Here is a 14,280-nt window from a genome sequence, read left to right on the forward strand (position 1 = left end):
AATAAATTCCTTTTATGAAATTTTTAATATACACAAACGGCAATATGCGAATCATTATATTGTTTGCTTTTAATTTTAACAACCATGCTATAGTTAGTAGGCTTTCTACGGCAAAACGATTACGACCCTTTTGGCTAAAGATTAAAAATTAAGTTACCTATGTTGACGTTCTTTATACCAGTCGGGAAAAACACTAGTAAACCAAACTGCCAATAAGAGCGGCAATACAGAAAGTATTACATACAACCAATCACTTAAAACTACGGAAAAAAGAGGTAATGCATTAACAAGGACCAGGATTAAAAAGCATATTCCCCAGGCAATCGTGATAATTTGATTAATTCGGATAAATAAGGGTGATTGCCAATATTCAGCACTTATTTGCTCGCGTGCATACTGTAATGTAAAAGGCTTATTAATTACTAAAGAAAACCAAACAATCAAAGCCAATGCACAGTTTGCGATTAAACTAACATGGCTTTCTAACCAGGGTGAAGGGTATATAAAAATAACAGCTAATAGAAGGATAAAAAAAAGTAAAGTTCCCCAAGTAAGCACAAAGCCTTTTTTTAGTTCTTTAAAATCTAGAACCAAAACAACCAAGAGAGCAACTATAACTGCAATCTTTTGCTGTTTTAAGCTAGGTCCAGCTAAGCTAGAGTATAAAATCCAAGGTAAAAATCCTAAAATTAATTGTACTAACATAGGGCTTTTCCTAATTAATTAGTTATAGTATAGAATTAGAAATAATTTTTCTAAAACAAACCTTTAATTTAATATCTCTCATTTAAACAGCTTTTCATTTTACTAAAGTTTGATTGAAGTAATTCCATTCATTTCTCAACTTTTTAGCTGTAGCATTAAGAGTAAAGCCTTCATCCAAAGGCTCTTTGAGGCATACGGTGCATTTAAAATGATTCTACATCGGCTAGGTCAACAAGCAAGTGAAAAATACGTTAACGTCTGGTATCTCTATGTTATTTTAAAGTAATAAAACTTCACTTAATTAGAAAGATTACCCTATGTTAGTTATTAGGCTGGGGGTCTTTAAACGAACTTAAAAGGCCTTCATAGAATAAACGATTACTTACTGCAATATCGCCTGAATAAGGATAATCAAAACTTAAGGCTATGGCTAAATTAAAGCCAAAAACAATCGCAAAAAATAATATGGGTGTAGTATTTAAAAAGTCTGATTCTCCACGAACTAAGCCTAGTATAATAACAAGAAAGATGGAGCCTATGATAAGGGACGAACTTAGTTCCTTCGGTATAATACTTGTTAATCGAGAAAGCCTGTTTCTTCTTGCTTCAACAATAGTATCAAGATTTCTTACAGCTTGAGAATAATAGATTCTTTCTAAACTGGTCTTAGGATCAAAAGATTGTAAGATAACAAATAAATTATTAAGCGCATTCCAAGCTTCTGGACTTTCTTTCCCTTCTTTCATTAATGCCCATTCTTGAGTTCTGACTAAAACGGTATAATTACCAATTCCTGCCATAATTTTATCTTTTTCTGGTGCAGGAAATACATTAATGTTACGTATCATTGTTGCTAGAGCATCAGCTTCTTTAGCTATATCATCTTGTGTTTTAAGTAGATAATTCCAGGTGTTAATAATAATAAAAGCAAGTAACACAGAAAAACCTGCACTTAGTATCCTTATTAAAGAATTAGAGAGAGAGCGGTGATCTTTATCAATAGGAAACGTAATTAGCTGAGTTGAAATAATGACCGATAGATAGGCAATAACGGTAAGTACTAATATACATAATATAACTAGCCACCAAAAGGGTATTGCATTAATTAATTCATGGGCCATCCTGTTTCCTATGATTAAATTCTACTTATTCTAAATAATTTAGTAATCTATGCATTAAAAATTAGATGTTCTATCTCATCCAGTTTTTTCATTTGATACTATTCAAAATTTACTTGCTAAACAGATTATTTAATTTAGATACTTAGAATGAGATAATGAAAACTAAAATCTTATTTACCTTCTAAATAGGTTATGTATTCCTGCCTTATTAGAGCACAATTTTATCATAATTAATATTTATCCTGGCGACAAGGAATGTAGTCTTCTTTTTTAGCTCTTAATCATGAATCAGGAAAGAGATTTATAATGATTATTTTTTTATAAAAAAAATTGTATCTTATAAATCTAGTTTAAGTCGTGAAAGAACTTTAAGATTGTATGATTTAGAAAAATTATTTGTGGGAAACAAGATGCTATTATTTTTTATTTGCTTGCAAATCATATTGCTACTTTTCATGCTTTTTCATGATTGGATACCTATACCACCATTCAATGATGTTACAGCACTTAAATCAGCGGATAGTTACACTTATCGTTTACTTGGCTCTTGTATTAATGGTATTGCAGTATTAATTCCCTTACTTATTACATTAAACTATTATTATAAACCAGGCATCCCATTACCGGCCGCCTTCACTATCTTCCTATTTTATTCTTTGCTAACCATTGGAACTATTTTAAGCTGGTGGATACCCTATTTTTTAGGAAGTTCACAAAAACATAAAGCGCAATTTAGCAAATTTAAAAATACTCATCATTTTTTACCAGCCCGCCATAATAATGTAATCCCAAACACATTACATGTTATTTTGCATATACAAGTATGGATATGTTGGATAATATCAATCTATTTTTTAATTTATCATATTTAGATTTTTTAAGAAAAAATAATCGACGTTTAAATTTTATCTCAAGCAAATAGGTTAGGCTTTAGGCCTAGGCTAGCAAAATAGGTCTTACTAATATTGCACTAATTCACGCAAAACTGAAGTTGCATAAGCACCTGCTGATAAGGTAAATGATAATTCAGCATTGTTGTCTAGAAAGGTATAGTGAAGTTGCTGAGGATGCAAAATATTAGAACGCCAGGCTTCTTCTAACCCTTGTTGTATTAACCCTGTTAACCAAGGTTGCCACGCTTTATATACTTCATTGATAAAGGATAATGCATCACCTGCAACTTTGTTTTTACTTTTTCCAGGCAATGGAGTCGCCGGTGAGAGATCTTTTTCTCTTATTCGTTGTACTATATTTTCTTCTATCACTTCAATTGTAAAAATACTTTTAGAGCCACTTAACTGGAGTACGTCACCTCTAATAGGTACATTCCAGTTGTTTTGAGCAACGCGTTTAGAAAGGATTAAATTATAGAGCCATGAGCGTGCTGCCGAACAATACATTCCTCTTAAAAACCTGTCTTTAACTTTACGATTTTCTACCAACATTTCTTGTGCTTTTAATAAATTCCCGGCGTTTCGGCCAAAACGTTGTTCCCCAAAATAATTAGGAACTCCGCCTACTTTAATCTGCTCAATACGCTGCCTAAACTGTTCCCTGTTAGATAAATTCTTTAATCTGATTTTAAAATGATTGCCTGTTAAAAAGCCTGGTTTTAGTTTTTTATTATGACGTGTAGATTCTAATACTCTCCACCCGGGAGCTTGTAGAGCTTCAGTACCTGGAATTATTTCACCCGGTGCATGAATACTTAACCATTGGACAGTTAAGGCTTGACGATCTTTTAAGCCTGCATAACTAATTTGCTTGATTGGCTTATTAATTAAACGACTTAAAGATTTAACCACCTCCTCAGTTGTCAATCCTCGTTTTTCAATTTTAAGTAAGATATGTTCCCCATCACCGCTAAATTCGCTATTGAAATACTCAATAACTTGAAAATCTTCTGGTTCAAGTTTAAATTGAGCCGCGGCTTGAGGTTTCCCATAAGCATAAGACCAGTCTAGGGCGTACATAAAACTTTCTATTTGAATCAAAAATGAAAAGTATACCGTGTTTAATTTGTTTCATATAGTTAAGGACGAAAAACTTATTAATTTATATTCGCTAGCCTACCATTTTCTAATAGAAAGATAGCTTAAGTTTGAATAAAAAGGATTTTTAAACTTAATTTAAATTATTTAAGCTATGAATTCTTCTTAAAGATAGTAATATAAAATAAATAATTAATTTCGCTAAATAGGCTATGCTATTTTTTAGGAAGAATAAGAAATTTTTTATCACACTGGAAATATTGGGAGCGCTTATTTCAAACACAACGTTTGCAGGAAAAGGTCGTGGCGATTATCGCGTGCTTTATCATGGTCAATCGGTTGTATAAGCCCATTGCAATAACGATGCGTAAACTCTGCCAAAGAGCAGTCTTGCCTTATTCATTAAACTAAGACAAATCTGTGAAGTACGAACAATTACAGTTTTGTTATTAGGTAATGACTGTTATTAGGTGCTTTTTAAAAATAAGATTCTTATTAGGGCCATCATTAAAATGAAAAGAAATTACTTTTTAATAGGTAGTATTATATGTTTCTGTTTATTCTTTCTTCTTGCGTTAACCATTATTTACAGAGCTCCCTATTTATCGATTAATAAAGAGGTGTACTTATTCATTGATAAAATACAAAGTCCTTATGTTTTTTATGTTAACAACTTGATATCGCTGTTTGGGAATAAGTATATTGTTATCCCAACTATCGGTATTGTCAGTATCATTTTGTACTTAAAACAACAAAACCGCTTAGCCCTACACTTGTTTGGAATTATTTTTATTGCAACATTATTGGCTTCTATATTAAAGAGTACGATTGCATATCCAAGGCCAAATGAGTTGCTTGATTCAATTAGTTATGCTTTTCCTAGCCGCCATGCAACATTATGCACAACCTATGTAACTTTTCTATTAGCTCTACTTGTTCCTAAGACAAAGCGTCCTTGGCCTGTCTTAATATTAGCGTTTATTTTCATTTTACTGGAATTAGCCTCTCGCCTATTTCTTAAGGTTCATTGGTTAACAGATGTAATAGGCGGTTTTTTACTCGGTAGTGCTTGTGGCTTGTTAAGCGCTTATAGCTTTTATCGTAAACCTGAGCCTATTTACAATATTAAATTGCTACTAACTACCTTATTGTTAGTTTTCTTTATAGTTAGTGTTTGCTATTTATCTTTAAATTTTTTTAACTCATTGTATATAAGTTAAAAATAACTAGTTAATTGAAGGCCATAACTTTGATAGTTTACAAAGTCACTACTCCTTTAGGGTTAAAGTGTCAAATCTAGGCAAGAGGGTCAAAAGCTGAGAGAATTCTTGTATACTGTTTTAAGGTATCTTCGCTGGGAGAGCGGTACACTTGTTTACTATGTGTTACCTTGGCATCAGCTAGAAACTTGGCAAAGTAAATACCAGTTGAAGGGGGTTCAATAATAGTGACATTTACCCCTTTTTACGTAAACCCTCATTAATTTTATTGCGGTAGGCAATTAGACGGCCTGAACGAGACTTTCCTGCATATAGGCTCACTATTTTGTATAGATTAATCTTTTAACCTTAAAAGTTAGTATAGAATTAGTTTAGGCATATGGATAATTTTAAGATTATTTAAAATGGAATGATATTTGCTTCTAATAAAGCTCCTAATAAAGAGTCTATCTACTGCTCGTTTCAATTATTGCTAAGTTATTTCTGTTTATCTATTATTATCTTTAATTATCTTTTTAGGACTATTTATGAAAATTTTTGCCTTAATAGTCCTGATATTTTTTATCTTCTTTTATTTTTTTATACCAACTAGTGCTTATCAAGGCCCCCCTTCAGATCATTTTAATGGTAAAACCTTTGTTAACTTAGACGGTAATGCTAAAAAATCGTTTTTGAAATTTTTAACATGGCAGTTAACTAGAGATAGCAAGCCTTGGCCTACCTGGATTAATAACCAACCTCCTGCGCCTATAAAGCCCTTGTTGCCCCAAGAGCTAAAGTTAACATTTATTAATCATGCAACCGTACTCATCCAGATGGCTGAGCTTAATATTTTAACTGATCCTATTTGGTCTTATCGCGCTAGTCCTTTTAGCTGGATAGGTCCTGCACGAGTACGCAATCCTGGCATTTCGTTTACTTCCTTGCCACATATTGATGTTGTTTTAATATCTCATAATCATTATGATCATCTTGATATCCCTACATTAAAGCGCTTAGAAAATCAATTTCAACCACTTTTTTTAGTGCCTTTAGGTAATGAGTCCTTGCTCAGACGGTACGGTATAAAGAAAGTAATTGAGTTAGATTGGTGGCAAGCTTACTTTTTTAACTCGAAAACTATATTTACTTTTTTACCTACACAACATTGGTCAGCCCGTTGGCTAACAGATAGGAATAAAACACTTTGGGGTTCTTTTGGTATAAAATTAGGCGATAAGAAAATATATTTTGCTGGTGATAGCGGATACGCTTCTCACTATAAAAAAATTAGAGAAAGATGGGGTAGCCCAGATATAGCCTTACTTCCTATTGGTGCTTATAAGCCTCGGTGGTTTATGAAAGAAGTTCATCTAAATCCTAAAGAAGCAGTCGCTGCTCATTTGGATTTAGGTGCGAAACAATCAATTGCCATTCATTATGGCACTTTCAAATTAGGTGATGAGGGCATAGAAGAACCTGTAAATGATTTAAAGCATGCACTAAAAGAGTATGGCCTCTCTCTTGCAAATTTTCTTCTTTTAGCAGAAGGGCAAGCATTCATTTTAAAGTAAATAGAAAAAATAATTAAGTTTATGATTTTGCAAATAAGCATTTAGAACAGTTATTTGAAATTTTATTTGAGGTAAAGCCTTTATCTAATTCATACCAATTTATGAAATAGTTTTTACGAAAAGTAGATTATAAATTTCTAATCTTACAAGAGTAATTCTAAGCTCATATATTTTAGTGCCTTCATGGTGAGGCAGATTGTTTAATATGATAATCTGCATGTGGTGTTAAAGATTCAGCACCATACAATTTGCGAATAGACTTAGCTTCTTTCTTTGCTTGCTCAATAGCTAAGTCAAGTTCAAGATAATCTAAGTGCAACAATTCTTGTAACCGCTGCTCAGCTTGAGAAAAGCTTTTAATTTTTCCACCACTGGCTTGGACTAAATTTTTTCCTTGATAAGCATTGTTTAGCATGGGGCCTGATATGTCCTCAAGCCTTTTAGCAATGTTAATAGCTTTAAAGGCTTCTATGCGTAAGTTCAACATTTGCAAAACTGGTTGTTCTTGAAATTGAGTTAGCTCCTGATACACATTAGCCAATAAAAGGTAGCCAGGCGCTAAATAGATCTGCGCAGCTAACTTCGCATAATGCAGCATTTTCATAGCAATCATTTCATTAAATTGCTCTTTTAATAAATTTACACCAATATTGCATAATTCATTAATAGCAAAGTAACAGCCAAGTTGGGCAGAATCCATTAGATAATTTTCTATAAGATACACTTGCTGGGTTAAACTGCCGTCGCCTTCATTTAACAGCTTTCTATAAGTTTCATAAAGAAAATAACCTTTAACTAAATCGAAACATGAAGAAACAGTAGGCATAGGAGAATATTCATGTACTGGCTTATTGTTTTTCTCTGCATATTCACGTGGATTTACGCCACACAGTCGCCAAATAGTAGTCCAATATTCGGCAAATTGGGGTGATTTACATATTTGATCAATTCTTGAGTCAGTAAGAGCAAGCTTAATTAAACTGCCAGTATCCGCACCTTTAATTAACCCACTTAGAAAAGTATCTTCATGAACTTTATAATAATGTAATATCTTATTTTTTAGCTCTTCTTCCTTGTTAGCTATTTGCAGAACTTTCCTTTCGGTTATTAGCTTATCGTCGGCCATGATCACTACCTTTGACAAATGAAAGCTTGTCATAGGGTAATATCTTATCAATAAAATAGCTGTTTTTAAACTTTTAAGTCTATGCTAGATTCTTGAATCTCAGTACTTGTATTACCTGCTTTCTCTTTTTTATTACTTACACTGGCGGATGATACGCGTATACTAGCGTTAACCGTTTGCCTTTCTGAGCCAATCCACGACAGTAAGGGTAGTGACTGCTGCCGGTTTACTTTATTTTGCCCTGCTGATGGTGCTTTTCTAACTAGATGTCCATGTCCCTTTATTTCAAGGAGATTGTCTAATCTATGCTTAATTAACAATTCTTTAATTTGAATATAGTTAGCGCCAGCAGGGACATTTTCCTGTCTTGCTTTTAAAAGATCATGCACAAAGTTTATAGCATCTATTTTTGAGATATTCATCTCTTCAAGAAATTTAATGACAAGATATTTGTTGTCCATATTGGCATTAATACTATCTATTTTGTGCCCATGGAGGAAATTATATCGTTTAATTTGAGCCCTGGATGGTGGCATAGAGCCAGGCCCAACATCACCACCAATATTTTCAGACTTTAACCAGCTCCAGGTAGCAGACATATAGTCTTTTTCCCGAATGGCCATTGCTGCTGCGCCGAAAAATAAAATCCTTTTGTCATTAGAGCTTACATTTAAGACCATATCGCTCTCCTCATCGAAAAGCAGAGCTAATTCGTCTTCAATTTCCTTACAAATAGAGCGTATATGACTATTATCTTGGCCTACTGAATAAATGAATTGATCACATGTAATCGTAAAGGTTCCAGAATTTAAATGATGACTTGTACTTTCTTGTGAATTTTTGAAAGTTAGAATTAATTTTCCTTCTTTATTTTCTTGTATGCTTTGTAACGTACCATAGAATAATTCTTTGCGCGCTCTTGCATTAGCTAGCGCGGTAGTCGCAAGTGTTCCTGTGCCAGCCTTATCAAAATTTCCGGCTACCCAAAAAACTTGATTTCGTTGATGCTTCTCCACGAATTCTCGCTCTTGCGTATGCAGATCATTACCGAAAAATCCTTTACGGTAACACGCTGCTGCCGTACCGCCACCACCATAGATAACAATAGTTTTACCTGTTTTATGTTCTTCTTTACTCGCTAAGATAAAATCATTACCATCAATAATAGGTGTAAACTGCCTTTGCCTATCGAATAAATTTAATTTAAGAAACTCTTCTTTTTTAAGGAAGGTATCTGCGATAATATTTTTTGCAGGCCCAAGTCCTGTGCAAATATTTATTTCCTGTGCATAAATTTGCTTTATTCCACTCGCTGTTTGAATGATTAAGCGATATTGGTATTCTTGAATTTGCCAGCTTTCTTGGTGATTAGATTGCTTTTCAAGTTTTAATACAGATGCTTGCATTAAAGGCGCCTCAGTAAAGGCAAGGATAACTTGATTTGCTTGATAAACATGGCGCCCATTAGCATGGGGGTTTTTTTCATAGTAATGGCTTCCTATATAAGCTGACGGGTTTTCTATACCTGCCGCTCTTTCATTTATGCCTGCTGCTCTTTCAAGAATGCTATGACGTTGCGCTAAGGTATAATTATGACGCCAACTCCCAGCATCTTCAGCAATCATTAATACTGGGAGCGCTTTACTTTCAGCTAAGTAGGTAAGCGTTTTTCCATGGTGATCTTTAAATTTTTCAAGCCATAAAGTTGTTCCAGTATCACCTGCGCCAAAGATTACCTGCGATACACTCAAGGTCTTTTCCTTATCAATTAGGGTTTGAATACGCTTATTGATTATTTTTTTAATCTTGTGTGCGCTGATAAGTCGGTCGTAACTTTTGGTGACATTTGAGAGATCATCATTTAAAGGAATAGTAAAGTCAGATGCAGCCTGACGAACTTGTTTAAGCCTTGTATCAAACGTAATTATTTGTTCTTCACCTAGTTTGATATTATAAGTAAGAGAAGCATTGTAAATTTTTATAGCTTGCTTAAGTATGGCAATACATTCCTCTTTTGTATAAGAATCTTTAAATATTTCTCTATTCTGATCAATTTGTTTAAGTAAATAATCAAACTTATTAGCCAGGTCATGGGAATTTTCGATTCTACAAAATAGAAGACATGAACAAATGTAATTTAACTCAAATTGTTGAATATCTTTCGGTAATTTAGCCATAATTAACTAACCTTCAATATTATTATGGCTAAAAATCATACTATGAGAATCTTAACTGGACATTAAGAATTCTAATAAAAATTCATTCCTTCTAAATAAAGTATCTAGATATACAAGCTAAGGATATCTTTAATAATTCGATGAATAATATAATGTTTAGTACTTAAACAAAAAATAATTAATCACCTACTATAAACACTTAGCTTAACAAGCTAGATTTAGTTACTTAAGGATGGTACTTTTGAGCTTGAGACAAGTTCTTTCTCTTCGATTACAGCATTGACAATTTTTAATTCTTGCAGGCAAAGGTGTAGCTCATGGCCTAATCTATCTTTGGCTTCATTAAAATCTTCCCTTTGTTTCTCAAGTTTTCTTAGTTCTTCTTTAAGACTTGGCTCATCATCATAAAAATAAGAAATTCCCTGTAGAGCCAGATGTCGCTCTGCTGGATTTTCAGGTAAATTATCTAGTACGTTTCGTCGGCATTCGTCAGCTTGTTGTCGAAGGCACTTATTTTCTTCTATCTTCAATAAGATAGTATTGATTTGTTGGTTAATAGAATTAATTTCATTGTCAATTTTAGCATTACTTTCATTAATCTTTTCAAAGTTGTCACCGTAGCGATGATTGAGTTCCTTTAAATACTCTAGCGACTTTCCTTGACATAAATTTCTAAGTTGTTGTGAATTAAGATAGCGAAAAAATGGCATAATATTCCCCAGTTGTATTAATAAATGGACAATATGATACCGGCTGTACAAATAAAAATCAATATAACATATTTTCAAAGGCAAAATCTTAATTACATTTTATCCTAAATAAGGTAAATAACTTTACTTGCTGGTTTAACCAATAATAAGAACTAGTAACTAATACAAGCTCAATACTACCCTCATTGCCTCGCGTTATTGCATCTTATAAAGAGACAGTAAATTGCTTCCATATTATTCGTTTGTATAGTAGTGGTCTTGGAGCTGTGTTATTTGTTACACTATGGCGTTACCGGCAGGTATTCTATTATGAGCTTTTAAGTAAATTAACTCTTTTCTCGCAACAGGTATCATCCTATTTAACTAAAATAGCTCAATTAGATAATGCTTTAGCACTAGATGATTGCTTTTATTTAATGGCTTGGATGAGTGTTGTCTTAATTTTAATCTTACTTATTTCTTTTTATCCGCTGCAACTTAATCCTAAGTTAACCTATCGTAAAGGTAATTTATAGGAGAAAGCATTAATAAATTACCTAATTATAGCTAGAACTTAGGACACAAAAAGCAGTCTTGCAGGTGGTCATTGACCATACCAATGGCTTGCATATAAGCATATATGATAGTAGAACCGACAAAGCTCATACCACGTTTTTTTAAATCTTTAGATAATGCATCAGATTCTATGGTATGTGTAGGAATATCACTAAGCATTTTAGGACGATTAATTTTTGGTTTGTTACCAACATATGACCACACATACGTATCAAAACTCTTAAACTCTTTTTGGATAGCAGTAAATACAGATGCATTTTTGCGGACAGAAAATACTTTTAGACGATTGCGCACAACATTTCCAGTCGCTAATATTTTTTCCAGTTCATTATCGGTCATGTGAGCAACATTCACTGGATCAAAATTTTTAAAGGCATGACGGTAACCTTCACGTCGTTGAAGAATTGTATACCAGCTTAGACCAGCTTGTGCTCCTTCAAGCACTAACATTTCAAAGTGCTTGCAGTCATTATGTACTGGCACTCCCCATTCTGTATCATGATAGAGTTGATAATCCGGTTTGTTTTCGGGCAACCATGCACAACGCTTAGTCATAATTGATGATAGAAGTAAGTTAACACTTTAAACTTAAATAAGCAGGTTTGTTATAGAAAGTAATTTTCATAGTATATTAGATTCTAGGAGCTAAATTTCAACTTATCTCTAATAGAAGTCATTATTCTAACACGATGGATAGTGCTCGTATATATCTCATTAATTGTGGCTGCATGTACCCAATAGGCGGTCGATTATTTGACACCATAAAGATGATGGAAGTAGACAGAAAGTTAAGGTTAAAAAAACCAACCTTTTTGAGACTATAAACTTACTTAAAGCCAGACAAACCATTATACAAGAACTTTCATAAAGTATTTTTTCTTATCTTTAGCATCTATATAACCAAGATTTTTATAGAAATCATGGGAGCCCATCGGTTCTCGATGGATACCACTTGTAACTTCAATGAAGTCGCATTGGTAATTAATAACTTCTTTTTCTACATGTTGAATTAATAGCTTGCCTATTCCTCGCCTTCTATGATTCTTATCAATAATTATTGCTATTATGCGCGCAAATCGACCGAAACGGTGGAAATAATCTGTAATTGTTGCTGCTATAACTCCTACAATCTGACTGTCATGCTTTGCTACAAAAGCAATATATAGCGGATGTGCTAAGTATAGCTTTATGCGTGTTAACATTTCATTAGGAAGAATTGGATACCCAAGTTGGCCTATAAGATCACTAACTTTATCTATATCTGATACATTAATAGGACAAATTGTAATTTTTAACATTTTATTTACTGTAATAAATAAATTATCATCATTATAATAATTTTTTTGATCCTGCACTATTTGACCTAAGGATCTAAAATTTTTAGTTTGTGACAATATTCAATTCCCAGCTAGTCAATATCGGTAGCGAGTATGACTCAAAGAAGGATAAGCTCCGTCCCTATAAATCAACAGCTAGAAACGAGCGACCTACTTATTAATAGAGACTTTAATGTAGAATATAAAAACATATAATTAAATACATAGCATAAATGATCGATATTTATTACTTACCGAAAGGCAAATATGTCAACTTTTATAGTCCAAACTTTTTTCATCAGATATAAAATGCCGCGAGTCGTATGAGCCAGCTAGAGTAGGTATTGACACTTCTATAAAGGGATTTAATTTTTTTGATTTTAAGGAAAACGTGTTAAAAAACTGTGACTATTCAATTTATCATGAAAATGTATTTCCATTTATTCAGGTAAATATTCGTGACTGTTACCAAGTTAACAAAAATATAATTGAGTACGCTAAAGAAAAATTTATCAGCATAGATAAAGATAAATGGAACTATGCATTTAAGCAATTTTTAGAGAATAGCCATCTTAACCAAATTCAGTTTGATGAATTACAATCTCTTTTCAAAAATAAAGAGCGAAAAAAAGATAGTGTTATTGATGATTATATAATTATTGAAGATTACAATCTTACACTTAATTAATTTAATTACTTCAAATTTGCTAAAACACAGCGTGCTCATTAGTCGGATGGTTTCATAATTGAAATATCAATAGTATGTGAAAAACATGTCTATAATTACGCTCTTAAGAAAAGTCTCGCAAAACGACCTTTTTTGAGACTTTTTACCTCATAATACCCTATTATAAATTTCTTTGTGCAGTCAGCTTTTTCAGGTTACTATTTTTTATTAAATATGGCTCTAATGTAGCATCTGTATTCCAAATCAAGTTTTTTAAGCTATTTAATAGGCATTGGAAATCCAAGGAATCTTACCTTGAGCTTTGCTCCTTAGTATGAATAATAGCTTTCTTGCACCGGCTATGATGGCTACTTTTCCAGGTTTACCTTTGCTTTTGAGTTTATTGTAAAAAGATTTAATCAGTGGGTTGCACTTTATTGCTGAGATAGTCGCTAAGTACAATAGGCGCCTAATTTTAGCTCTACCTGCTATTACCCGACGGTAACCACGCATCTTACCACTATCATTGTTCATTGGTGCAACACCTGTCTTGGTTTTCTTTTGCATCAAGTTTGTCTGTTTTAGCGAGAATACCTAATGCCTTAGCATAAGCTCTAATATGATTTGCATGCAGCATGCGATAAGGTAAATAAAGCTATTCAAGGCAATCAATCAGTTTTTTCTCATAGCCTTCTGTTGCCTCAAAAGCACATAGGGTGATTTATTTATTTTTATATGGAGCAAAAAAATTTCTGATTACACTCATGTCATTAGCTATTATTGTGTAGTTACCCTCCCAATAAATAACTAATTCAGTTTTTGCTACATCAATTGCCACTATTTTTTTATTCATTTAGATTACTCTACTATATAATTGATATTTGTTTCTCCACACTTGCGATAATATGGGGCACTATCCCCTCGCATCTGTTTGGAGCTAACAAAAAATAGGATGGAGTACTACGACTACATTACGAGGCGTTATCCTCAAATGAACCCTCAGTACCTCCATCCGGCCCAATACAATGATCAATTCTAATAGACCTCTCTTCTCTTTATGAAGAGATAATTTCAATATAAATGAACCACCTCACCCACTAAGTTGGCAACTTGTTGTTACCACCTTAGTATTTGAATGG

14 protein-coding genes are annotated in these 14,280 nt (G+C 33.1%); 5 read left to right on the forward strand and 9 right to left on the reverse strand.

All coding sequences use genetic code 11. From position 1 onward, the window contains the following. Positions 1–153: 153 nt before the first annotated feature. Complete coding sequence (locus tag ACQUW5_RS14295; protein ID WP_444991948.1) at positions 154–705, reverse strand: hypothetical protein; 552 nt, start codon at positions 703–705, stop codon at positions 154–156. A 320-nt stretch (positions 706–1,025) separates the two neighbouring features. Next, positions 1,026–1,826 carry a bestrophin-like domain gene (locus ACQUW5_RS14300; protein WP_444991949.1) on the reverse strand — a complete coding sequence of 267 codons (801 nt, stop codon included), beginning with the start codon at positions 1,824–1,826 and terminating at the stop codon, positions 1,026–1,028. 410 nt (positions 1,827–2,236) lie between these two features. Here ACQUW5_RS14300 and ACQUW5_RS14305 point away from each other — a divergent pair, with 410 nt between their 5' ends. Further along, positions 2,237–2,698 (forward strand): hypothetical protein, encoded by a 462-nt coding sequence (locus ACQUW5_RS14305; protein ID WP_444991950.1) that lies wholly within the window; start codon positions 2,237–2,239, stop codon positions 2,696–2,698. An 87-nt stretch (positions 2,699–2,785) separates the two neighbouring features. Here the strand turns inward: ACQUW5_RS14305 and truD are convergent, their stop codons facing one another. Next, positions 2,786–3,799 carry a tRNA pseudouridine(13) synthase TruD gene (gene truD / locus ACQUW5_RS14310; RefSeq protein ID WP_444991951.1) on the reverse strand — a complete coding sequence of 338 codons (1,014 nt, stop codon included), beginning with the start codon at positions 3,797–3,799 and terminating at the stop codon, positions 2,786–2,788. A 530-nt stretch (positions 3,800–4,329) separates the two neighbouring features. Between truD and ACQUW5_RS14315 the strand changes: the two genes are divergently transcribed. Then, positions 4,330–5,037, forward strand: coding sequence for a phosphatase PAP2 family protein (locus ACQUW5_RS14315; protein WP_444991952.1), 708 nt, complete (start codon positions 4,330–4,332; stop codon positions 5,035–5,037). A 527-nt stretch (positions 5,038–5,564) separates the two neighbouring features. Further along, positions 5,565–6,590, forward strand: a complete 1,026-nt coding sequence (locus ACQUW5_RS14320; RefSeq protein ID WP_444991953.1) for an MBL fold metallo-hydrolase — start codon at positions 5,565–5,567, stop codon at positions 6,588–6,590. Between the two features lie 181 nt (positions 6,591–6,771). Here the strand turns inward: ACQUW5_RS14320 and ACQUW5_RS14325 are convergent, their stop codons facing one another. The 3 genes from ACQUW5_RS14325 to ACQUW5_RS14335 all read right to left on the reverse strand — a co-directional run bounded on the left by ACQUW5_RS14325 (position 6,772) and on the right by ACQUW5_RS14335 (position 10,603). After that, on the reverse strand, positions 6,772–7,716 hold the full coding sequence (locus ACQUW5_RS14325) for a DUF5630 domain-containing protein (protein ID WP_444991954.1): 945 nt from the start codon (positions 7,714–7,716) through the stop codon (positions 6,772–6,774). A 65-nt stretch (positions 7,717–7,781) separates the two neighbouring features. Further along, positions 7,782–9,893, reverse strand: coding sequence for a hypothetical protein (locus tag ACQUW5_RS14330; RefSeq protein ID WP_444991955.1), 2,112 nt, complete (start codon positions 9,891–9,893; stop codon positions 7,782–7,784). A 218-nt stretch (positions 9,894–10,111) separates the two neighbouring features. Next, positions 10,112–10,603 (reverse strand): hypothetical protein, encoded by a 492-nt coding sequence (locus ACQUW5_RS14335; RefSeq protein ID WP_444991956.1) that lies wholly within the window; start codon positions 10,601–10,603, stop codon positions 10,112–10,114. A gap of 266 nt (positions 10,604–10,869) precedes the next feature. Here ACQUW5_RS14335 and ACQUW5_RS14340 point away from each other — a divergent pair, with 266 nt between their 5' ends. Continuing rightward, complete coding sequence (locus ACQUW5_RS14340; protein ID WP_444991957.1) at positions 10,870–11,118, forward strand: hypothetical protein; 249 nt, start codon at positions 10,870–10,872, stop codon at positions 11,116–11,118. 31 nt (positions 11,119–11,149) lie between these two features. Here the strand turns inward: ACQUW5_RS14340 and ACQUW5_RS14345 are convergent, their stop codons facing one another. Both ACQUW5_RS14345 and ACQUW5_RS14350 read right to left on the reverse strand, forming a co-directional pair. Then, entirely contained in the window at positions 11,150–11,713 is a 564-nt protein-coding gene (locus ACQUW5_RS14345; protein ID WP_444991958.1) for a DNA-3-methyladenine glycosylase I, read from the reverse strand. A gap of 293 nt (positions 11,714–12,006) precedes the next feature. Continuing rightward, the gene (locus ACQUW5_RS14350) at positions 12,007–12,513 is read right to left on the reverse strand and encodes a GNAT family N-acetyltransferase (protein ID WP_444991959.1); all 507 of its coding nucleotides are present in this window, start codon (positions 12,511–12,513) and stop codon (positions 12,007–12,009) included. A gap of 352 nt (positions 12,514–12,865) precedes the next feature. Between ACQUW5_RS14350 and ACQUW5_RS14355 the strand changes: the two genes are divergently transcribed. After that, the gene (locus ACQUW5_RS14355; RefSeq protein ID WP_444991960.1) at positions 12,866–13,162 is read left to right on the forward strand and encodes a hypothetical protein; all 297 of its coding nucleotides are present in this window, start codon (positions 12,866–12,868) and stop codon (positions 13,160–13,162) included. A 261-nt stretch (positions 13,163–13,423) separates the two neighbouring features. Here ACQUW5_RS14355 and ACQUW5_RS14360 read toward each other — a convergent pair whose 3' ends face one another. Continuing rightward, positions 13,424–13,708, reverse strand: a complete 285-nt coding sequence (locus ACQUW5_RS14360) for a transposase (RefSeq protein ID WP_444991961.1) — start codon at positions 13,706–13,708, stop codon at positions 13,424–13,426. Positions 13,709–14,280 lie beyond the last annotated feature (572 nt).

The organism is Legionella pelazae (assembly GCF_052527395.1).